The 23,638-nt window shown below is 32.5% G+C and carries 13 protein-coding genes; 10 read left to right on the plus strand and 3 right to left on the minus strand.

Annotated features, from left to right (window positions below):
- Positions 1-5 precede the first annotated feature (5 nt).
- From AB6T46_RS06260 to AB6T46_RS06295, 8 genes are all read left to right on the plus strand, one after another.
- A complete protein-coding gene (locus AB6T46_RS06260; protein WP_370931285.1) occupies positions 6-1,790 on the plus strand; it encodes a hypothetical protein in 1,785 nt (594 codons plus the stop codon).
- A 130-nt stretch (positions 1,791-1,920) separates the two neighbouring features.
- Positions 1,921-3,921, plus strand: coding sequence for a hypothetical protein (locus tag AB6T46_RS06265; protein ID WP_370931286.1), 2,001 nt, complete (start codon positions 1,921-1,923; stop codon positions 3,919-3,921).
- 206 nt (positions 3,922-4,127) lie between these two features.
- The gene (locus tag AB6T46_RS06270; protein ID WP_370931287.1) at positions 4,128-7,406 is read left to right on the plus strand and encodes a hypothetical protein; all 3,279 of its coding nucleotides are present in this window, start codon (positions 4,128-4,130) and stop codon (positions 7,404-7,406) included.
- Positions 7,406-8,161 carry a YadA-like family protein gene (locus AB6T46_RS06275; RefSeq protein ID WP_370931288.1) on the plus strand — a complete coding sequence of 252 codons (756 nt, stop codon included), beginning with the start codon at positions 7,406-7,408 and terminating at the stop codon, positions 8,159-8,161. Before AB6T46_RS06270 ends, AB6T46_RS06275 begins: the two co-directional genes overlap by 1 nt.
- Before the next feature lie 172 nt (positions 8,162-8,333).
- Entirely contained in the window at positions 8,334-11,906 is a 3,573-nt protein-coding gene (locus AB6T46_RS06280) for a hypothetical protein (RefSeq protein ID WP_370931289.1), read from the plus strand.
- Positions 11,891-13,897, plus strand: a complete 2,007-nt coding sequence (locus AB6T46_RS06285; RefSeq protein ID WP_370931290.1) for a hypothetical protein — start codon at positions 11,891-11,893, stop codon at positions 13,895-13,897. The genes AB6T46_RS06280 and AB6T46_RS06285 overlap by 16 nt, the downstream gene beginning before the upstream one ends.
- The gene (locus AB6T46_RS06290) at positions 13,872-16,583 is read left to right on the plus strand and encodes a hypothetical protein (protein ID WP_370931291.1); all 2,712 of its coding nucleotides are present in this window, start codon (positions 13,872-13,874) and stop codon (positions 16,581-16,583) included. The genes AB6T46_RS06285 and AB6T46_RS06290 overlap by 26 nt, the downstream gene beginning before the upstream one ends.
- The gene (locus AB6T46_RS06295; protein ID WP_370931292.1) at positions 16,546-18,900 is read left to right on the plus strand and encodes a YadA-like family protein; all 2,355 of its coding nucleotides are present in this window, start codon (positions 16,546-16,548) and stop codon (positions 18,898-18,900) included. The genes AB6T46_RS06290 and AB6T46_RS06295 overlap by 38 nt, the downstream gene beginning before the upstream one ends.
- A gap of 161 nt (positions 18,901-19,061) precedes the next feature.
- Here the strand turns inward: AB6T46_RS06295 and AB6T46_RS06300 are convergent, their stop codons facing one another.
- The gene (locus tag AB6T46_RS06300) at positions 19,062-20,615 is read right to left on the minus strand and encodes a helicase HerA domain-containing protein (protein ID WP_370931293.1); all 1,554 of its coding nucleotides are present in this window, start codon (positions 20,613-20,615) and stop codon (positions 19,062-19,064) included.
- A gap of 223 nt (positions 20,616-20,838) precedes the next feature.
- On the opposite strand from AB6T46_RS06300, the gene AB6T46_RS06305 reads away from it, so the two are divergent.
- Together AB6T46_RS06305 and AB6T46_RS06310 are read left to right on the plus strand one after the other, a co-directional pair.
- Positions 20,839-21,438, plus strand: coding sequence for a 50S ribosomal protein L25/general stress protein Ctc (locus tag AB6T46_RS06305; protein ID WP_370931294.1), 600 nt, complete (start codon positions 20,839-20,841; stop codon positions 21,436-21,438).
- A 79-nt stretch (positions 21,439-21,517) separates the two neighbouring features.
- Entirely contained in the window at positions 21,518-22,765 is a 1,248-nt protein-coding gene (locus AB6T46_RS06310; RefSeq protein WP_370931295.1) for a CCA tRNA nucleotidyltransferase, read from the plus strand.
- On the opposite strand, the gene AB6T46_RS06315 is transcribed toward AB6T46_RS06310, so the two are convergent.
- Both AB6T46_RS06315 and AB6T46_RS06320 read right to left on the minus strand, forming a co-directional pair.
- The gene (locus AB6T46_RS06315; protein WP_370931296.1) at positions 22,745-23,383 is read right to left on the minus strand and encodes a coproporphyrinogen III oxidase; all 639 of its coding nucleotides are present in this window, start codon (positions 23,381-23,383) and stop codon (positions 22,745-22,747) included. The genes AB6T46_RS06310 and AB6T46_RS06315 overlap by 21 nt on opposite strands.
- Positions 23,383-23,613, minus strand: a complete 231-nt coding sequence (locus AB6T46_RS06320) for a hypothetical protein (RefSeq protein ID WP_370931297.1) — start codon at positions 23,611-23,613, stop codon at positions 23,383-23,385. The genes AB6T46_RS06315 and AB6T46_RS06320 overlap by 1 nt, the downstream gene beginning before the upstream one ends.
- Between the last annotated feature and the right edge of the window lie 25 nt (positions 23,614-23,638).

The following is a 23,638-nucleotide window of genomic DNA, read 5'->3' on the forward strand; positions in this document are numbered from 1 at the left end:
AAAGTGTGAATATTGGTGCTCAAATACAGGATGATAGCAAAAGTATTCAGAATGTTAATATCGGTTATTATATTGTAAATGGACTAAAAGCAACTCCTGATAATCCAGAGACTGCAAAATCTTCTGTTGCTTTAGGTGCTAACATTTATGCCCAACATCCAGGCACAGAAATGATTGTTGTCATTGGTGAATCGTCAACGGTAGCCAAGAATCAATCCAAGGTTGTTTCTTTTGGTGGAAAAGGCTCAGAGCGTAGATTAACTAATATCGCTGCAGGAATAAACGATTCTGATCTGATTACTTATAGACAGTTATTAGATAGACTAGACGCTACTAAGCCAATAGTATTAAATAAAAAAGGTTACTTTGATGCAAATGGTCAAGCAATCTCTAATCTAGCTGATGCTAAAACTGACACAGATGCTATCAATGTAAAACAGCTAAAAAATACTATAAACTCGATGTCACGTGAGGACAGACGTCACGTATCAATAGGTTCAAAGGCTAGTTCTTTCCGTAAAGATAATGTTTATTTAGGTAGAGATATCACAAATGATTATGGAGCTGTAAGCACTATTATTGGCAATAAAATTATTAACGATGATTTTCGTATTGGTAATACTAGTATAGGTCATAACATTATAAGTGGCATAAAAGAGCATAAGAAAACAGAAGTTTACCGCAAAGATGGTGTTTATTTAGGAGCTAATATTAACGCTGGCGCTGAAGATACAAGACGTAGTATTGTCATTGGTAGCAATTCAATACTGGAAAAAAATCAATCTAATGTTGCATCTTTTGGTAAAAAACAATCAGAACGTAAATTAACGAATGCTGCCCCTGGAACAGCTAATGATAATGCTGCTATTATATCACAAATAAAAGAATATGCCCTTTATCATAATGGTAAAAATTATGATGCTAAAGGAAAAAAAATCTCAAATGCACCTGCAGATTCAGCGATTAATAGTGCTGTTAACATGAAACAATTAAATGAATTTGCTATCTATTTTGATGAATCTAGCTATAGAGCTTTAAATAAATCTATTGCTAAAGTAAAAGATGGCTCATCTGAAAATCATGCTATCAATGTTGGTCAAATAAATAAAAAAGAAGAAAAGTTTATTTCTTCAATTAAAACAGATATCAAAGATAATATTGAACATGATAAAATAAGAGATACCGCTCTCAAAATTATGAATGAGACAACTAATCCTATAGCAAATAAGATTATCACTAACACAATTGAAGAAGCTCTACCGGGTCTATTAGCCAAGGTAATTGATGAAAAAACAGCGGCTGGAACCCCGCATGATATAAATAAAACTTTGTTATCAGTAAAAGTTTATGATGCTAAAAACACAAAAATCTCTAATTTAGCTGATGCGAACATCAATTCTGATGCAGATGCAGTAAATGTAAGAACCGCTAAATTATTAATTAACACAAATGTTAAATCTCGTTTAGGTACAATCGGTGCTCATCACGATAAATCCATAACCATTGGTGATAATGCTAGCACAAGTGGTGCTGATTCTATCGCTATAGGTAGCATCGCTAAAACCAAAAAGGAGAATTCCCTATCATTTGGTAATAATGCTAGCGCTGCAAATGGTGGTATAGCTATTGGTAACAATTCTTCAGCTGATAGTAATGAGGTTAGCTTTGGTAATAGCAATCTACAACGCAAATTAGTTAACATTGCTAACGCTAAATCTGATACCGATGTAATTAATGTTGGGCAATTAAAGGATAATATTATTTACTCTGATGGTGTGAAAAAAATATAGTACTGCTAGTAAGAAGAAGATAGCTTATGTTATCCCAGGTACAGAAGCTACGGATGCCGCTACAATAACTAATTTAAATGAAGCTATAAAAGAATTGAATACAACTATAGATAACAAGTTTAGTAATTCTATGATTTTAAATGGAGAAGGTTTTAATGCGCGTAGTAAAAATATCGTTAAAGTCACCAAAGGTACAGAAGCTACGGATGCCGCTACAATAACTAATTTAAATGAAGCTATAAAAGAATTGAATACAACTATAGATAACAAGTTTAGTAATTCTATGATTTTAAATGGAGAAGGTTTTAATGCTCAAAGTAAAAAAATCTCCAATGTAAGTGATGCTACTTTTGAAACAGATATAGTGAATGTACGAACAGCTAAATCATTAATTAGCACACGTGTTGAAACTCGTTTGAGTAAAGTTAATGAAAAATCTCATAAAAAAGCTTTAGTAATTGGTAGTAATGCTTTAGTAAATCATGCTACTGGTATAGCAATAGGTGCCAGTGCTAAAGCAAGAGGTAATAATGCCGTAGCAGTTGGCAATAATGCTAGTGCTACAAATGGTGGTATAGCTATTGGTAACAATTCTTCAGCTGATGATAGTAATGAGGTTAGCTTTGGTAAAAGCAATCTACAACGCAAATTAGTTAACATTGCTAAAGGTATGAATAATACTGATGTAATTAATATTGAACAACTAAATAACTCTGCCATTTATCTTAATAATGATGCTTATTCTGCTATAGATCAAATAATTTCTAATGTTGCACCAGCTAAAAATAGAGATGATGTTATCAATGTAAAACAATTAAATGAGTTTGCTCCTTATTATAATGATAAAGCCTATAATGCTATTAATAAGAATATTACTAATGTAAAAGATGGTTTGTCTAAAGATGATGCTATCAATGTTGGTCAAGTAAATAGTAAAGAAAGAGAGCTTTTTTATTCAATTAAAAAAGATGTTAAAGATGAGATTGGAAATGATCGAGTAGAAGAACTCACTAAAAAACTGTTCACAGATAATCTCATACATCCTCTGGCAGATCAATTGATCACTGAGATTCTTAACAAAAAAGCCTCTTATATTTTAAACAGCATAATTGATGAAGAAACATCTAACTATAAAGAATACTCGGTAAATAAGACATTATTATTAGTAAATAAATCTGGTAAATCAGGTGAATCACTTAAATTTTATGATGCTAAAAATTCCATAATCTCCAACCTAGAAGATGCTAAAACTGACACAGATGCAGTAAATGTAAAAACAGCTAAATCATTAATTAACAAAAACGTTGAAACTCGTTTAGGTAAAATCAATGAAAAATCTATTGAAGGAGCTTTAGTCATTGGTAATAATGCTTTGGCAGATCATATTAATGCTATAGCAATAGGTAATGCCGCCTCGGCTAAAGATGAAAATTCATTAGCATTTGGTAATGATGCTAATGCTCAAGCGGGGGGTATAGCTATAGGTAATAACTCTTTCGCTAATGGTAATGTAGTTAGCTTTGGTCAGAAAGGGCTAGAACGTCGATTAACTAATGTTGATAAAGGTATAAATGATACTGATGTAATTAATATTGAACAACTAAATAACTATGCTCTTTATCATGATGGTAAAAATTATGATGGTAAAAATAAAAAAATCTCTAATGTCGCTAAAGGTGAAAAAGATAATGACGCAGCTACATTAGCTAATCTTAATCATGATAAAGAAAAACTTGAGCAAGATATAGCGGTGATATCGAGTGATTTCCTAGTCTTAACAGATAATGCTTTTAGTTCTGAATATAAACGCATTTCCAACCTAGCTGATGCTAAACATGAAACAGATGCAGTAAATCTAAAAACAGCTGAATCATTAATTAATGAAAATCTTAAATCTCGTTTAGGTGAAGTTAATGAGCATCCAGTCGCCATAGCAATTGGTAATAACACTAATACAAATCATTCTACTTCTATCGCCATAGGTAATGCCGCCTCGGCTAAAGATGAAAATTCATTAGCATTTGGTAATGATGCTAATGCTCAAGCGGGGGGTATAGCTATAGGTAATAACTCTTTCGCTAATGGTAATGTAGTTAGAGCTTTGGTAAGAAAGGGCTGGAACGTCGATTAACTAATGTTGATAAAGGTATAAATGATACTGATGTAATTAATATTGAACAACTAAATAACTATGCTCTTTATCATGATGGTAAAAATTATGATGGTAAAAATAAAAAAATCTCTAATGTCGCTAAAGGTGAAAAAGATAATGACGCAGCTACATTAGCTAATCTTAATTATTATAAAGGAGAACTTGAGCGACGTATAGCTAATGTTATGCATGGAGCTCTAGTCTTAACAGATGATGCTTTTAGTTCTGAATATAAACGCATTTCCAACCTAGAAGATGCTAAACATGAAACAGATGCAGTAAATGTAAAAACAGCTGAATCATTAATTAATGAAAATCTTAAATCTCGTTTAGGTGAAGTTAATGAGCATCCAGTCGCCATAGCAATTGGTAATAACACTAATACAAATCATTCTACTTCTATCGCCATAGGTAATGCCGCCTCGGCTAAAGATGAAAATTCATTAGCATTTGGTAATGATGCTAATGCTCAAGCGGGGGGTATAGCTATAGGTAATAACTCTTTCGCTAATGGTAATGTAGTTAGCTTTGGTAAGAAAGGGCTGGAACGTCGATTAACTAATGTTGATAAAGGTATAAATGATACTGATGTAATTAATATTGAACAACTAAATAACTATGCTCTTTATTATGATGGTAAAAATTATGATGGTAAAAATAAAAAAATCTCTAATGTCGCTAAAGGTGAAAAAGATAATGACGCAGCTACATTAGCTAATCTTAATCATGATAAAGAAAAACTTGAGCAAGATATAGCTGATGTTATGCATGGAGCTCTAGCCTTAACAGATGATGCTTTTAGTTCTGAATATAAACGCATTTCCAACCTAGCTGATGCTAAACATGAAACAGATGCAGTAAATCTAAAAACAGCTGAATCATTAATTAATGAAAATCTTAAATCTCGTTTAGGTGAAGTTAATGAGCATCCAGTCGCCATAGCAATTGGTAATAACACTAATACAAATCATTCTACTTCTATCGCCATAGGTAATGCCGCCTCGGCTAAAGATGAAAATTCATTAGCATTTGGTAATGATGCTAATGCTCAAGCGGGGGGTATAGCTATAGGTAATAACTCTTTCGCTAATGGTAATGTAGTTAGCTTTGGTAAGAAAGGGCTGGAACGTCGATTAACTAATGTTGATAAAGGTATAAATGATACTGATGTAATTAATATTGAACAACTAAATAACTATGCTCTTTATCATGATGGTAAAAATTATGATGGTAAAAATAAAAAAATCTCTAATGTCGCTAAAGGTGAAAAAGATAATGACGCAGCTACATTAGCTAATCTTAATTATTATAAAGGAGAACTTGAGCGACGTATAGCTAATGTTATGCATGGAGCTCTAGTCTTAACAGATGATGCTTTTAGTTCTGAATATAAACGCATTTCCAACCTAGAAGATGCTAAACATGAAACAGATGCAGTAAATGTAAAAACAGCTAAATCATTAATTAACAAAAACGTTGAAACTCGTTTAGGTAAAATCAATGAAAAATCTATTGAAGGAGCTTTAGTCATTGGTAATAATGCTTTGGCAGATCATATTAATGCTATAGCAATAGGTAATGCCGCCTCGGCTAAAGATGAAAATTCATTAGCATTTGGTGATGATGCTAATGCTCAAGCGGGGGGTATAGCTATAGGTAATAACTCTTTCGCTAATGGTAATGTAGTTAGCTTTGGTAAGAAAGGGCTGGAACGTCGATTAACTAATGTTGATAAAGGTATAAATGATACTGATGTAATTAATATTGAACAACTAAATAACTATGCTCTTTATTATGATGGTAAAAATTATGATGGTAAAAATAAAAAAATCTCTAATGTCGCTAAAGGTGAAAAAGATAATGACGCAGCTACATTAGCTAATCTTAATCATGATAAAGAAAAACTTGAGCAAGATATAGCTGATGTTATGCATGGAGCTCTAGCCTTAACAGATGATGCTTTTAGTTCTGAATATAAACGCATTTCCAACCTAGCTGATGCTGAACATGAAACAGATGCAGTAAATGTAAAAACAGCTAAATCATTAATTAACAAAAACGTTGAAACTCGTTTAGGTAAAATCAATGAAAAATCTATTAAAGGAGCTTTAGTCATTGGTAATAATGCTTTGGCAGATCATATTAATGCTATAGCAATAGGTAATGCCGCCTCGGCTAAAGATGAAAATTCATTAGCATTTGGTAATGATGCTAATGCTCAAGCGGGGGGTATAGCTATAGGTAATAACTCTTTCGCTAATGGTAATGTAGTTAGCTTTGGTAAGAAAGGGCTGGAACGTCGATTAACTAATGTTGATAAAGGTATAAATGATACTGATGTAATTAATATTGAACAACTAAATAACTATGCTCTTTATTATGATGGTAAAAATTATGATGGTAAAAATAAAAAAATCTCTAATGTCGCTAAAGGTGAAAAAGATAATGACGCAGCTACATTAGCTAATCTTAATCATGATAAAGAAAAACTTGAGCAAGATATAGCTGATGTTATGCATGGAGCTCTAGCCTTAACAGATGATGCTTTTAGTTCTGAATATAAACGCATTTCCAACCTAGAAGATGCTGAACATGAAACAGATGCAGTAAATCTAAAAACAGCTGAATCATTAATTAATGAAAATCTTAAATCTCGTTTAGGTGAAGTTAATGAGCATCCAGTCGCCATAGCAATTGGTAATAACACTAATACAAATCATTCTACTTCTATCGCCATAGGTAATGCCGCCTCGGCTAAAGATGAAAATTCATTAGCATTTGGTAATGATGCTAATGCTCAAGCGGGGGGTATAGCTATAGGTAATAACTCTTTCGCTAATGGTAATGTAGTTAGCTTTGGTAAGAAAGGGCTGGAACGTCGATTAACTAATGTTGATAAAGGTATAAATGATACTGATGTAATTAATATTGAACAACTAAATAACTATGCTCTTTATTATGATGGTAAAAATTATGATGGTAAAAATAAAAAAATCTCTAATGTCGCTAAAGGTGAAAAAGATAATGACGTAATTAATATGAAGCAATTAAATGAATTTGCTATCTATTTAAACGGTAAAAACTATAATGCTAATAATAAAACTATTAATAATGTAAAGGATGGGTCATCTGAACATCATGCTATTAACGTTGGTCAGATAAATAGAAAAAAAGACGATCTCCTTCAGAAAATATCAACGCTAAAACCAGATGGCTTTGATACCTCAATAAAAATCACTGTAAAAGATAGTACAATAATAGAGACTATAAAGAAAGAAATAGCGAGCTTGTCTTCTATAAAAAATATAGATATTGAAAACGAATCAGCTCAGTATGTAAGTCAAACTTTATTATTAGGTGAACGGGGTGTTTTTTATAATGCTAACAGCAACCAAATCTCTAATCTAGGCGATGCTGATGAAAATGAAACAGATGCAGTAAAAATGTTAGAAAAACTAAATTAATGGTTAACAAGACCCTAGATAATCTACTCAAACAAAAAGATAACGATAATATTGCCTTTATTGATAATCTTTTATCCCTACCAAAAGTTCATATAGTTGATGATGAAATATTTTTTGGTCAACAAAGTCTTGCACGTCGATTAACTAATGTCGCTGAAGGTGAATCTGATACTGATGTAATGAATGTTGGTCAGCTAAATAAAAAAGTAAAAAAGATATATAACGACAATGATATTGATATTTCTAAAAAACTCATTGACGAACTTAAATCATTAAAACAACAAATTGTAGATTTAAAAAATAAAACACCAAAATTAGACGATCAAGGAAACCTCAATTGGGGAAGCGATAATAACAGCAGCGACGAGAATATAATAACTAACGTCTATGACCCTAAACATGAAACAGATCTGATGAATAAAGGAACCTTAGATCGTGAATTAGATACAATAGAAAAAAATTTAAAAGATCTGGAGCATGGAATAAATAATACTAAGGAAGAGGTTAAAGGGACTTCTGAACTAGCTCATAGAGCTGCTGCCATGCAATTAGCTTCTAATGCTTTACCAAATGAATTTGCCGCAGGTGGTATAAGCTTTGCTATTGCTGCAGGTTACTGGGAAAAAGAAATGGCTTTAGCAGCAGGCGTTAGCTACAGAACCACTTCAGGCAAAACTAGTATGAAGGCTAGTTTAAGTAGTGCAATTAAAAATATGTCGTTTGGTATAAATTTTGGTATAAATTACCATTTTTAAATGATATTGGAAGTTTTATGGTATAAATATGTTTTATATTACTTAAGTAATGTATTTACTTTATTTCTAAATATGCTAATATAATAAATAGTTATTAGTATATATAAGTATAGTACCAGTATATCATGTACCTTCGAATACGAGAATAGATGACTAAACTAGGAAAGTTAAGATGAAAAAAGATTCAATATCTGTAAAGATTTCTAAGAAATTACAAAAAATTTTATTAGGCAGTACGGTTTTAACAACTTCGATTTTTATTAATCCTTTACAAGTTGTTAGTGCGCCCTTAAATACTGAGACTAATAAGTTAGATGTTAAAAATAATCATGATATCAAGACTTATCGTATTTTGTCTAATCTTCTATTAACCGGCATCTCAGCAAAAACTCACGCGTCATCTTCGTTCCCATTAAATCCATTAAGTGCGAGTTCTGCGGTTTTTGTCAATAAGCGAAATTCCGATGTTGCTAGTCCTAGAACCGCTTTTAACTCAGTTGACAAAAAACAACTAGCAATAAAGCTTAGTAATTTATTAGCAAATAAAGAGATAATCATTGATACCCGCGTTAGTACTAATAGTTATCTGGATATTAATACAAATATGATAAATATTGCTAAAAGTACTACAGCTACTAGTGATGAATTAGCCGATGTACAATTAAATTCTGCACCTGCAAGTATTAGTGAAGAAACCCTGATCTCTGATGAGTGTTTTGAGAATGTAAAAAATTCTCAAATTCAGCCTAATAACCAAAACGCTGTTTATAATAAAGATCTAATTACTTATAATCACCTAATGAGGGGTAACGCTATTAAGGACAGTTCCTTAGCTTATGGTTTTCAATCTACGGCCAGTGGAACTAGTTCTATAGTAGTGGGTGCGTATGCAACCTCTGGAAACACCAATAATGCCGTCGCTATTGGTTATTATTCTTCTGTAACCGCCGATCAATCTATAGCGGTTGGCACAGAATCTTCTTCTTCAAAAAAAGATTCTGTGGCTATTGGTTATAATGCACAAACAACTGCTCCATCGGCTGTATCTTTGGGGGCACATGCAAGAGCTGCTTATGAAAATTCTGTAGCTATTGGAACAAGGTCTATTACTAGCGATAAAGATGAAGTTAGCTTTGGTAATTCAACTGTTAAACGCAGACTAACTAATGTCGCTGGCGGTATAAAGGATAGTGATGCTGCTACTTATGGTCAGCTAAGAGAGACTGTTCAAAATATTCTGATGTGGGATAATATAACTAGAAGCTATAATGCTAAAAACAAAAGAATTACTAATCTCGCTAATGGTGTAATGGAAAATGATGCCGCTACTTATAGTCAGTTAGTTGCTTTAACTTATAGTGGTTCTTCTAAAAAGGAGGGAACGCTGGCTTTTGGTCGTTCAGCTATTGCCGAAGGAGCCAGAACTACAGTGATAGGTGTAGAAGCAGAAGCTAAAAGTGCTAATAATGCTGTGGCTGTTGGTTTTAAGGCTTATGCGATAGCTGACGGATCTGTAGCGATTGGTGCGCGTTCTGGAGCCTCAAAAAACAATTCTATAGCTATAGGTTATAACTCTATTGCTAATGCTGATGATTCTATAGCTTTAGGTGCACAAGCAAAGGCGCTTAGAAACAATTCTATAGCTATAGGTTATAACTCTGTTGCTAGCGCTGATAATGTAGTTAGCTTTGGTAGCTTGGATATCAAACGTAAGTTAGTTAATGTGTCTGCAGGTACAAATGATACTGATGCCGCCACTTATGGTCAGTTGAAAAACGCAGTTAGTGATATTCTAACAGCAGCTGGCAGCCCTGGCTTTAACGCAAGAAATAAAAATATCTCTAACATTGCTGCAGGTAAACAAGGTAGTGATGCTGCTACTTATGGTCAGTTGATGTACGGTAACGCTACTGGTCAAGATTCCTTAGCTTATGGTGATAAATCTATTGCTGCCGGAAAACGCTCAACAGTAGTAGGTGTAGAAGCAACCTCTGGAAACACCGATGATGCTGTAGCTATTGGCTATAAGGCTAATGCAGGCTACGGAGCTGTAGCGGTTGGTTCCGAATCTCAATCCACGGGTAGAAATTCTATTGCTTTAGGTTATAAATCAAAATCTTCGATGGACGACGCTATAAGTTTAGGTGCATATGCACATGCTAAACATAAAGATTCTGTAGCTATTGGATCCCATTCTACTACTGGAGCTAATAATGTAGTTAGCTTTGGTTCCCAAAATATTAAACGTAAGTTAGTTAATGTAGCTGCAGGTACAAATGATACTGATGCTGCTACAATCGCTAATTTAAATGAGAAATTTGCTAATACTATAAAATTAGAGAATAATTACTTTAATGCTAAAGATAACAAAATCTCTAATCTTGCTGCAGGTACAAATGACACTGATGCTGTTACTTATGGTCAATTGATGTACGGTAACGCTACTGGTCAAGATTCCTTAGCTTATGGTGATAAATCTATTGCTGCCGGAAAACGCTCAACAGTAGTAGGTGTAGAAGCAACCTCTGGAAACACCGATGATGCTGTAGCTATTGGCTATAAGGCTAATGCAGGCTACGGAGCTGTAGCGGTTGGTTCCGAATCTCAATCCACGGGTAGAAATTCTATTGCTTTAGGTTATAAATCAAAATCTTCGATGGACGACGCTATAAGTTTAGGTGCATATGCACATGCTAAACATAAAGATTCTGTAGCTATTGGATCCCATTCTACTACTGGAGCTAATAATGTAGTTAGCTTTGGTTCCCAAAATATTAAACGTAAGTTAGTTAATGTAGCTGCAGGTACAAATGATACTGATGCTGCTACAATCGCTAATTTAAATGAGAAATTTGCTAATACTATAAAATTAGAGAATAATTACTTTAATGCTAAAGATAACAAAATCTCTAATCTTGCTGCAGGTACAAATGACACTGATGCTGTTACTTATGGTCAATTGATGTACGGTAACGCTACTGGTCAAGATTCCTTAGCTTATGGTGATAAATCTATTGCTGCCGGAAAACGCTCAACAGTAGTAGGTGTAGAAGCAACCTCTGGAAACACCGATGATGCTGTAGCTATTGGCTATAAGGCTAATGCAACTACCGGAGCTGTAGCGGTTGGTTCCGAATCTCAATCCACGGGTAGAAATTCTATTGCTTTAGGTTATAAATCAAAATCTTCGATGGACGACGCTATAAGTTTAGGTGCATTTGCAACAGCTACACATAAAAATTCTATAGCTATTGGATCCCTTTCCACTACTCAAGCTGAGAATGAAGTTAGCTTTGGTTCCCAAAATATTAAACGTAAGTTAGTTAATGTAGCTGCAGGTACAAATGATACTGATGCCCTTACTTATGGTCAGTTTAAGGAACAAATTGGTAAAGTTCTAACATTAAATGATAAATCATTTTTTAATGCTAAAGATAACAAAATCTCTAATCTTGCTGCAGGTACAAATGATACTGATGCTGTTACTTATGGTCAATTGATGTACGGTAACGCTACTGGTCAAGATTCCTTAGCTTATGGTGATAAATCTATTGCTACCGGAAAACGCTCAACAGTCGTGGGTGTGGAGGCAACCTCTGGAAACACCGATGATGCTGTAGCTATTGGCTATAAGGCTAATGCAACTACCGGAGCTGTAGCGGTTGGTTCCGAATCTCAATCCACGGGTAGAAATTCTATTGCTTTAGGTTATAAATCAAACTTCGATCGATGGACGACGCTATAAGTTTAGGTGCATTTGCAACAGCTACACATAAAAATTCTATAGCTATTGGATCCTTTTCTACTACTGAAGCTGAGAATGAAGTTAGCTTTGGTAACAAAAATTTAAAACGTAAGTTAGTTAATGTAGCTAAAGGTACAGATGATACTGATGCTGTAACATTAGCTAATTTAAATGAGAAATTTGCTAATACTATAAAATTAGAGAATAATTACTTTAATGCTAAAGATAACAAAATCTCTAATCTTGCTGCAGGTACAAATGACACTGATGCTGTTACTTATAGTCAATTGATACGCGGTAACGCTACTGGTCAAGATTCCTTAGCTTATGGTGATAAATCTATTGCTGCCGGAAAACGCTCAACAGTAGTAGGTGTAGAAGCAACCTCTGGAAACACCGATGATGCTGTAGCTATTGGCTATAAGGCTAATGCAGGCTACGGAGCTGTAGCGGTTGGTTCAGGTGCTAAGGCCGGTTGGAGAAATTCTATAGCTATAGGTTATGACGCAGCCACTGCTGCTGAAGAATCTATAGCTATAGGTGTATCTGCACATGCTAAACATAAAGCTTCTGTAGCTATTGGATCCCATTCTACTACTGAAGCTGAAAATGAAGTTAGCTTTGGTAACAAAAATTTAAAACGTAAGTTAGTTAATGTGGCTAAGGGTATAGGTGATACTGATGTAGCTACAATCGCTAATTTAAATGAGAAATTCGCTAATGCTCTAAAATTAAATAACAATGTCTTTGATGCTAATTATAAAAAAATCTCTAATGTGGCTAAAGGTGAAGAATATAATGATGTTGCTACAATGGCTAATTTAACTGAGAGCCTTAGTAAAGCGCTAACTCATGATGGAGAAGTTTTTGATGCTAAAGGTAAAGTCATCAAAAATGTTGCTAAAGGTACACAGAATGATCACGTTGCTACAATCGCTAATTTAACTGATTCAGAAAAGAAAATTAACGAAAAAATAGATAAATCAAACAAGGAAATTAACCAGACTCTAAATCAGACAGTTGATACAGCTTTAGATGATGAAAGAGAAAAAATCAAAAAACAAACTACTGAACTCGTAACTAATTTAGCTAAGAAAGAATATACTGCTAATAATCTGTCTAAGACATTTTCTCCAACGATTCATAAAGCGGTAGAGGACAAATTTAATAAATCTTTAACTTTAAATGATCAGGGTGTGTTTATTGCTCAAAATAAAAAGATCTCTAATTTAGCTGACGCAGATATCAATGCTAACGCAGATGCAATAAATGTAAGAACAGCTAAATCCTTGATTATACAAGAAATAAATAAACGTTTGGGTGCGATTAATGAACAATCCGCTAATGGATCTTTAGTAATTGGTAGTGATATTCATACAGATCATACTACTAACATAGCGATTGGTAATAAATCTATCGCAAGAGGTAAAAATTCATTAGCATTTGGTAATGATGCTAATGCTCAAGCGGGGGGTATAGCTATAGGTAATAACTCTTTCGCTAATGGTAATGTAGTTAGCTTTGGTAAGAAAGGGCTGGAACGTCGATTAACTAATGTTGATAAAGGTATAAATGATACTGATGCTGCAACATTAGCTAATTTAAATGAAAAATTTAAAGACACTCTATTTGTAGATGGCACAGGTAATTTTGATGCGAGACGTAAGAAAATATCTAATATAAAAGAAGGCACAGAGGATGGCGATGTTGCGACAATAGCTAACATAAATAAAGCTAAAGAAGGTCTTGAGCATATAATAAATAATAAATTAAACAATGAAACTATAATCTTAAATGGAAAAGATTTCGATGCTAAAAATAAGAAAATATATAATGTAAAAGAAGGCACAGAGGATGGCGATGTTGCGACAATAGCTAACATAAATAAAGCTAAAGAAGGTCTTGAGCATATAATAAATAATAAATTAAACAATGAAACTATAATCTTAAATGGAAAAGATTTCGATGCTAAAAATAAAAAAAATATATAACTTAGGCGATGCAGATCTAAACGAAGGTTTCACTGATGCAGTAAATATGAGGACTGCTAAATTATTAGTTGAACAAAACCTTGAAAACCGCTTAGGTCGGATATCTTCAAACTCTAATAAGAAAGCATTATTATTTGGTGATAATACCTGGGCAGATCATGATACTAGTATAACAATAGGTACTAACGCAGCAACTAAAGGTGAAAATTCCTTAGCATTGGGTCATGCATCTCGTGCTAGCCATGGTGGTATAGCAATAGGTGCTGAATCTATAGCTGATAGTAATGGAGTAGTTAGCTTTGGTCAGAAAGGGCTGGAACGTCGATTAACTAATGTTGATAAAGGTATAAATGATACTGATGCTGCAACATTAGCTAATCTAAATGAGAAATTTGCTAATACTATAAAATTAGATGGAAATGGCTTTGATGCTGGAGGTCAGAAAATCTCTAATGTACTTGCTGGTGAAGCTGATACTGATGTTGCTACAATAGCAGATGTAAATAGACATACAAAAGAGTTGGAGAAGAAGATACCTAAGTCCTTATTGACTGATGTTCTAAACCTAGACGAAAAAACAAATACCTATAATGCTAATGGTAACAAAATTTCTAATCTAGCTGATGCTGAACATGAAACAGATGCAGTAAATGTAAAAACAGCTAAATCATTAATTAACAAAAACGTTGAAACTCGTTTAGGTAAAATCAATGAAAAATCTATTGAAGGAGCTTTAGTCATTGGTAATAATGCTTTGGCAGATCATATTAATGCTATAGCAATAGGTACTAACGCAGAAACTAAAGGTAAAAATTCATTAGCATTTGGTAATGATGCTAATGCTCAAGCGGGGGGTATAGCTATAGGTAATAACTCTTTCGCTAATGGTAATGTAGTTAGCTTTGGTAAGAAAGGGCTGGAACGTCGATTAACTAATGTTGATAAAGGTATAAATGATACTGATGCTGCAACATTAGCTAATCTAAATGAGAAATTTGCTAATACTATAAAATTAGATGGAAATGGCTTTGATGCTGGAGAGAAGCAAATTTCTAATGTCCTTGCTGGTGAAATTGATACTGATGTTGCTACAGTGTCTAATTTAAAACAACAAAGAAAATCATTAGAACAAACCATAGAAAATGCGTTATCAAATAATATTTTACAGTTAGACAAAGAAACAAACTCCTATTATAATGCTAAAGGTAATAGAATCTCTAATCTAGCTGATGCTAAAACTGACACAGATGCAGTAAATGTAAAAACAGCTAAATCATTAATTAACAAAAACGTTGAAACTCGTTTAGGTAAAATCAATGAAAAATCTATTGAAGGAGCTTTAGTCATTGGTAATAATGCTTTGGCAGATCATATTAATGCTATAGCAATAGGTACTAACGCAGAAACTAAAGGTAAAAATTCATTAGCATTTGGTAATGATGCTAATGCTCAAGCGGGGGGTATAGCTATAGGTAATAACTCTTTCGCTAATGGTAATGTAGTTAGCTTTGGTAATAAAGGGCTGGAACGTCGATTAACTAATGTTGATAAAGGTATAAATGATACTGATGCTGCAACATTAGCTAATCTAAATGAGAAATTTGCTAATACTATAAAATTAGATGGAAATGGCTTTGATGCTGGAGGTCAGAAAATCTCTAATGTACTTGCTGGTAAAATTGATACTGATGTTGCTACAATAGCAGATGTAAATAGACATACAAAAGAGTGGGAGAAGAAGATACCTAAGTCCTTATTGACTGATACTCTAAACCTAGACAAAGAAACAAACTCCTATTATAATGCTAAAGGTAATAGAATCTCTAATCTAGCTGATGCTAAAACTGACACAGATGCAGTAAATGTAAAAACAGCTAAATCATTAATTAACAAAAACGTTGAAACTCGTTTAGGTAAAATCAATGAAAAATCTATTGAAGGAGCTTTAGTCATTGGTAATAATGCTTTGGCAGATCATATTAATGCTATAGCAATAGGTACTAACGCAGAAACTAAAGGTAAAAATTCATTAGCATTTGGTAATGATGCTAATGCTCAAGCGGGGGGTATAGCTATAGGTAATAACTCTTTCGCTAATGGTAATGTAGTTAGCTTTGGTAAGAAAGGGCTGGAACGTCGATTAACTAATGTTGATAAAGGTATAAATGATACTGATGCTGCAACATTAGCTAATCTAAATGAGAAATTTGCTAATACTATAAAATTAGATGGAAATGGCTTTGATGCTGGAGAGAAGCAAATTTCTAATGTCCTTGCTGGTGAAATTGATACTGATGTTGCTACAGTGTCTAATTTAAAACAACAAAGAAAATCATTAGAACAAACCATAGAAAATGCGTTATCAAATAATATTTTACAGTTAGACAAAGAAACAAACTCCTATTATAATGCTAAAGGTAATAGAATCTCTAATCTAGCTGATGCTAAAACTGACACAGATGCAGTAAATGTAAAAACAGCTAAATCATTAATTAACAAAAACGTTGAAACTCGTTTAGGTAAAATCAATGAAAAATCTATTGAAGGAGCTTTAGTCATTGGTAATAATGCTTTGGCAGATCATATTAATGCTATAGCAATAGGTACTAACGCAGAAACTAAAGGTAAAAATTCATTAGCATTTGGTAATGATGCTAATGCAAGCGGGGGGTATAGCTATAGGTAATAACTCTTTCGCTAATGGTAATGTAGTTAGCTTTGGTAATAAAGGGCTGGAACGTCGATTAACTAATGTTGATAAAGGTATAAATGATACTGATGCTGCAACATTAGCCAATTTAAATGAGAAATTTGCTGATACTATAAAATTTAAAAATGATCACTTTAATGCTAGAGGTCAGAAAATCTCTAATGTACTTGCTGGTGAAGCTGATACTGATGTTGCTACAATAGCAGATGTAAAGAGACATACAAAAGAGTTAAAAAATATAATGCCTAAATCCTTATTAGATAATAGTATGCAGTTAGACAAAGAAACAAACTCCTATTATAATGCTAAAGGTAATAGAATCTCTAATCTAGCTGATGCTAAAACTGACACAGATGCAGTAAATGTAAAAACAGCTAAATCATTAATTAACAAAAACGTTGAAACTCGTTTAGGTAAAATCAATGAAAAATCTATTGAAGGAGCTTTAGTCATTGGTAATAATGCTTTGGCAGATCATATTAATGCTATAGCAATAGGTACTAACGCAGAAACTAAAGGTAAAAATTCATTAGCATTTGGTAATGATGCTAATGCTCAAGCGGGGGGTATAGCTATAGGTAATAACTCTTTCGCTAATGGTAATGTAGTTAGCTTTGGTAATAAAGGGCTGGAACGTCGATTAACTAATGTTGATAAAGGTATAAATGATACTGATGCTGCAACATTAGCTAATCTAAATGAGAAATTTGCTAATACTATAAAATTAGATGGAAATGGCTTTGATGCTGGAGGTCAGAAAATCTCTAATGTACTTGCTGGTAAAATTGATACTGATGTTGCTACAATAGCTAATCTAAATGAGAAATTTGCTAATACTATAAAATTAGATGGAAATAGCTTTGATGCTGGAGGCAAGCAAATTTCTAATGTCCTTGCTGGTGAAACTGAAACTGATGTTGCTACAATAGCTAATTTAAATAAAGCAGCTACGAATATCGAAGCTAAAATAGAGAATCAATATAACAGGGTAACTAAAAAACTAGAAGACATAATTACAAATAAATATGAAAAAGAGATTAAAATATCCTTAGATGAAACGATAAAAAAGAATGTAACTGATGATAAAATAACAAAAGCACTTAACGAAGTATTAACACCAAAAATAGCTGAGGCATTTGCTAATTCCTTAGCCTTAGACAAAGAAACAAACTCCTATTATAATGCTAAAGGTAATAGAATCTCTAATCTAGCTGATGCTGAACATGAAACAGATGCAGTAAATGTAAAAACCGCTAAATCATTAATTAACAAAAACGTTGTTGAAACTCGTTTAGGTAAGATCAATGAAGAATCTATTAAAGGAGCTTTAGTCATTGGTAATAATGCTTTGGCAGATCATATTAATGCTATAGCCATAGGTAATGCCGCCTCGGCTAAAGATGAAAATTCATTAGCATTTGGTAATAATGCTAATGCTCAAGCGGGGGGTATAGCTATAGGTAATAACTCTTTCGCTAATGGTAATGTAGTTAGCTTTGGCCAGAAAGGGCTGGAACGTCGATTAACTAACGTTGCTAAAGGTGAAGCTGATACTGATGCTGCTACAATCGCTAATTTTAGAGCAACAGGTCTGATTAATAAAGATGATATTACTCAATTAAAAAAAGAATTAGAAAACCTTAAGAAACATATACCTACACTTACAAAAGATGAAGACAATAAAGGTGTTTGGAATGCAGGAGAAACTATTAAAGAAAAAGAAGATAGAGAAAATAAAGATAATAATAATCCAAGCCCAGGAACAGATACAGAATCTGATGGTTCGAATATATCTAAAAAGAAGATCATATCTGAAACAACAGGCAGTAGAGCTACCAATACCGACGCTCCGTCAGCAAGTGATAATAATGAAAAAAATAAAACTCCAGGTACACCAAGACGTATTACGAATATAGATGATGCTAAAGCTAGTAAAGACGGTGTTAATTTGCGTACATTTAAAAAAGAGCTGAAAAAGAGACAATTTGATAATAATATTGAAAGACTCAAAAGTGGTGTTGATGAACTAAAAACCGAAGTTGCTCAAATACGTGTTGAGGCAAGTCAAGCGGGTGCATTAGGTCTTGCGGTAGCTGGTTTAATCCATAGCACTGATCCTGGTTCTTTAAGTTTCTCTATTGGTACTGGTTATTGGCAGGCTGAAGGTGCTTTAGCCGCTGGTGTTAATTATACAACACCAAATGGTAGAATAATATTTAAAGCGAGCGTAGCTTCTCCAGTCAAAAACTTCTCCCTAGGCGCTTCAGCTGGTATTGCTTTTAAAGTCTGGTAATAGTTATAATATAAACATCTATAAAAATAAGAGGTCATATGACCTCTTATTTTTTTGTGATGAATGTATATTTTATAAAATATACTAATTATAAATTTTACTCGTATTCAGTTTAATTACTATATAACTTAGAATAGCGATAATATTATAAGAAATAACAATTATTTTCCGTTGCTGTAAGTTAAACTACAATCAAAATCAGGGAATATTATCTTTACGCTACCAGAAAAATCTTTCCGAAGCACCAATAAATCTTGTTTTTCAAACCAATCTATTAATCGTTTCACTCTTGAAATAGAATAAGTGCCATATATTTTAGCTAAACTATCCATTGAGGGACAATCTTCCTTTAGCAAAGCAGCCCTTACTAAAGTTAAAAATACTGCTTGAGTATCTTCAGGCATCTTTTCTGCTTGTTCTATTGCTAAATTCCATTTTTGTTGCTTACCATCCTCTAAAATTTTAGGATAGATATTTTCAGCCTGCGCAATAGATAAATTATGACGGAAAATATTTATATCTGGTAAATTTTTACTCCATTTATTAATCCTACAATGCACTAAAAAATCTTGATATAAAACTGCTACTTGTCGATAAGATATCTGCTTATCATTAACCATATCTTTGCAAATTTTTTTAAGTAAATATTGTTCTTTTTCTTGTCGTTCATAATCATCAATTAAATTCATTTGAGCATTATTAAGATTAATATTCTCAATTAATTGATCTTGTTGTTGCATCTCAGCTATTTTTTTATCAATATCGGTAAAAATATTTTTATTATCTTCAACTAACTTTTCCTGAGAAGATTTATTACTTATATCAATGAAATTCTCAAATAACATCTCTTGTTGTTGATTTTGGTCTATAATTGGTAATGGCAATAATTTAGGGCTAGCGGATTTTGACTGAGTATCCACCTCACCTATTTTAATTATTAATGGTTTTCTAGATAAAGCAGGTCCAAGAGCAACAAAATATCCTCTTCTAAGTTCTCTAAATAACTCAGCTTGTTTTCTTTCCATTCCTAATAAATCAGCTGCCCTTAACATATCTATATCTAAGAAGGTTCGCCCCATAAGAAAATTTGATGCTTCCGCGGCTACATTTTTAGCTAATTTTGCAAGTCTCTGAGTAGCTATTATACCTGCTAAACCTCTTTTTCGACCTCTACACATAAGATTTGTCATAGATGATAAGGAATTTTTTCTAATATCTTCAGGTATTTCTCCACCCACTGCAGGAGCAAATAATTGTGCTTCATCCACTACAATTAACATAGGATACCAATAATCACGCTCTACTTCAAATAAGTTATTTAAAAATATAGCACTCGCTTGCATTTGTTTAACTATTTCTAGCTCTTCTAAATTAAGCACGACAGAGATTCTATTTTGCCTTACTCTTTGAGCAATTTGAGCTAATTCATTAGCATTATATTGTGCAGCCTCTATTACTAAATGTCCGAATTTTTCTGATAAAGTTACAAAATCACCTTCTGGGTCAATAATACATTGTTGCACCCACTCCGCACTTTTTTCTAATAACCGCCGCAATAAATGAGATTTACCAGAACCTGAATTACCCTGTACTAAAAGCCTTGTTGCTAATAATTCTTCCAGATCCATAAAAGCATCTGGTAAATTATCAGAAACAATATTATTTAAATCAAACCTGCTAGGCAGTTGCTTACCAAGATTTATATCTATTTTCATCAGGATTCCATTATTTTTTTTTACATTATCAAATTTTAAAAAAAAGCACACGCTTTTTTAATATAATTCACATAGAGCTCGTAAATAAAAGATAACTATTGAGAAAAATAATAAATTATAGTATAAAACACCTACTATGTAGACACCCTTGGAGGCAACATAGTAGGTGCAAAATTAACAAATAATTTTACCTTTAATCTCTCCATATTGAAAGGATACGGAAATGAGCCAAATGAATACGCTCAAAGCCGAATTAAGGACACGAGCTGGTAAGGGGTCCTCTCGACAATTACGCAAACAGGGTTTAATTCCTGCGGTAATTTACGGGGATAAAAAAGCTCCTATCGCAATAGCTGTAGCTTATAAGGATATTTATTATAAAATATATGGCGGTGGTTTTAAAACAACCGTATTTAATATTGAATTAGATAAGAAAAAAATAGCTGTTTTACCTAAAGATTACCAATTAGATCCAGTTAAAGATCAGCCTCTACATGTAGATTTCTTACGTATAACATCTGCATCAGTAGTAGAAGTAGAAGTACCAATAAATTATTTAAATAGTGATTCTGTCGCTGGGGTAAAATTAGGTGGTCATCTAAATATTATCTCTCATACTATAACATGTAGCGTAAATGCTAATGCTATACCAGAGTCAATAAAAGTAGATGTGGCTAATATGAATATCGGTGATACTCTCCATGTTTCAGATATTCAATTACCTGAAGGTGTAACAATTTCTGAACATGCTACCGATCAAACGTTAGTAATGTTACAGGAAATACAACTGAAACTACTACAGAAGACACAACAGAATAGATAATTAATAAAAACAACCCTTTAAGGGTTGTTTTTTTTAGTAATAAATATCATATCACTAACAAAATAGATATGTGAATGATATGTTAAAAAATCCTAATTTTTCTTGGTTAAAAAATCCTGAATTACAGCAAATATTAGCTTTTTTATCGCCTAATAATAAAAAAGCTATGGTTGTAGGTGGTGCCGTTCGTAACGCTTACCTTAATAAAGATATTTATGATATTGATATAGCTACCTCATGTTATCCAGAAGAAGTAATAACATTAGCTCAACAAAATAATTTTAGAGTTATAAATACTGGTATAAAATATGGTACCGTTACTATAATAGGTAAAAACCAATCATATGAAGTAACTACATTAAGAAAAGATATTAAAACTGATGGACGCCATGCAAAAGTAGTTTTTACTGATAGTTGGGCTGAAGATGCAAAACGTAGAGATTTTACTATAAACGCTCTTTATCTAACAGCTGATGGAGAAATATTCGATTATGTAGATGGTTTACAAGATTTACATAATAACTATATCAGATTTATTGGTGATCCCTATGAAAGAATTAACGAAGATTATTTACGAATTTTAAGATTTTTTCGCTTCTATACTTATTATGGCAAAGGTCGTCCTGATAAATTAGCAATATTAGCCTGCACAGCTTTAAAAAATAAAATTAAATTTTTAGCTAAAGAACGTATCTGGGATGAATTTCGCAAGATCTTAATGGCACCACAAATAACGAAAACTATGTTATGGCTTAGACAAACAGCTATATTAACTATCTTAGTACCTGAAAGTGATAAATGGGGTCTAGAACATTTTCATTCGTTAATAAAATATGAAACAGCAAGCAAAGAAAAAATAAATTTTCTATTAAGATTAGCAAGTATAATACCGCCAAATATAGAAAAAGTTAATAATATAAATATTCGCTTAAACTTATCCAATCAACAAAAAAAAGAATATTTAACATTATGGCAAATATACACACAAACTACGCTTACACAAATTGAAGTGCAAAAGAATGAATTATTATATAATAAAGTTTCTCCTGCCTTAATTGATAGTTTAAAATTACGCAAAGCTATAGCAATAGATAAAAAAGTGGTAGATGCTAATTATGTTAAACAAATTGATCAGCTAATAGATTATTTTACCAATAACATTGCTCCTATTTTTCCTATTAATAGTCAAGATATTTTTAACGCTGGTATAAAAGAGGGAAAAAATTTCGGCATAATCTTCAATAAATTAAAGAACATTTGGATCAAAGATAATTTTAATATATCAAGAGAAGAATTAATCAAAATATTAAATAGTTTGTCTAACTAATAAAGGTGGCATTTTTTCTAATAAGGCTGCTTTACATGTTCCTAAAATCATATTTTCAACAATATTTCTATCCGTAAAAAGATAATATTCAGCGCAAATAGATCTAAAAAATAATTGTTCTTTCTTATCTTGCAAAGTCCAATCAACCCCTATATTTTTAACTATTATATGATGATAAAATAATAATATCGTCTTATGAAGATCTTTAATAAAATTAAATATATAATAACTAATTTGCGGATCATTCTCTCTAATTAAAATCTCATAAAATAAGCCTATACTACCACGTGTTATCTGCCTAGTGGGTAAATAAAAACGGTGCTTGGCTGCAGATAATAATTTCTCATATCTAATAAAATGGCTATATTTTTCACATAAACAGGTGAAAGCCTTTTGAAATGCTACATTAACATAATCATGTTGATCACGCTTATAATGTAACATAGGAATCAATTCTAAAGCAAAACCAAAGTTTAAGGGCCGCTCATTTAACATATAATAATTAAAATTTAGCGCGGGAATAAAAGGATTTACTGGATATATGTTATAATCAAATAATATTGTAGCATAGCTATCATTAGCGTGTGTTTCAATTTTTTTCTCTTGAGCAAATTGCATTATATTTTTTCAAAAATTTTACCCTCAGAAAAAGAAATATTATTTAAATAATAATCATTTTCACTTATATGTTCCCAATTTTTGATATTGAAAATATTGTTTGCAGGCTGATTAGTTGATTTATTTATTAATTTTTCTATTGCCTCTAACATATTATATAATTGTTGCCGAAACTGATCACCCCATATAAAAAAAGGATTATGACAAAATTTAAAATTAGAATCTAACATATCATTTCTCAGCTTTTTATAGATA

Origin of the sequence: Bartonella sp. DGB1, from assembly GCF_041345015.1 — a bacterium.
GTDB lineage: Bacteria > Pseudomonadota > Alphaproteobacteria > Rhizobiales > Rhizobiaceae > DGB1.

What these genes read in the sequence shown, in the direction of transcription:
- AB6T46_RS06265 (WP_370931286.1), top strand. Translation starts at nt 1,921, where the DNA reads ATGATTTTAAATGGAGAAGGTTTTAATGCGCGTAGTAAAAATATCGTT.
- AB6T46_RS06270 (WP_370931287.1), top strand. Translation starts at nt 4,128, where the DNA reads ATGCATGGAGCTCTAGTCTTAACAGATGATGCTTTTAGTTCTGAATAT.
- AB6T46_RS06275 (WP_370931288.1), top strand. Translation starts at nt 7,406, where the DNA reads ATGGTTAACAAGACCCTAGATAATCTACTCAAACAAAAAGATAACGAT.
- AB6T46_RS06280 (WP_370931289.1), top strand. Translation starts at nt 8,334, where the DNA reads ATGAAAAAAGATTCAATATCTGTAAAGATTTCTAAGAAATTACAAAAA.
- AB6T46_RS06285 (WP_370931290.1), top strand. Translation starts at nt 11,891, where the DNA reads ATGGACGACGCTATAAGTTTAGGTGCATTTGCAACAGCTACACATAAA.
- AB6T46_RS06290 (WP_370931291.1), top strand. Translation starts at nt 13,872, where the DNA reads ATGCTAAAAATAAAAAAAATATATAACTTAGGCGATGCAGATCTAAAC.
- AB6T46_RS06295 (WP_370931292.1), top strand. Translation starts at nt 16,546, where the DNA reads ATGATGCTAATGCAAGCGGGGGGTATAGCTATAGGTAATAACTCTTTC.
- AB6T46_RS06300 (WP_370931293.1), bottom strand. Translation starts at nt 20,615, where the DNA reads ATGAAAATAGATATAAATCTTGGTAAGCAACTGCCTAGCAGGTTTGAT.
- AB6T46_RS06305 (WP_370931294.1), top strand. Translation starts at nt 20,839, where the DNA reads ATGAGCCAAATGAATACGCTCAAAGCCGAATTAAGGACACGAGCTGGT.
- AB6T46_RS06310 (WP_370931295.1), top strand. Translation starts at nt 21,518, where the DNA reads ATGTTAAAAAATCCTAATTTTTCTTGGTTAAAAAATCCTGAATTACAG.
- AB6T46_RS06315 (WP_370931296.1), bottom strand. Translation starts at nt 23,383, where the DNA reads ATGCAATTTGCTCAAGAGAAAAAAATTGAAACACACGCTAATGATAGC.
- AB6T46_RS06320 (WP_370931297.1), bottom strand. Translation starts at nt 23,613, where the DNA reads ATGTTAGATTCTAATTTTAAATTTTGTCATAATCCTTTTTTTATATGG.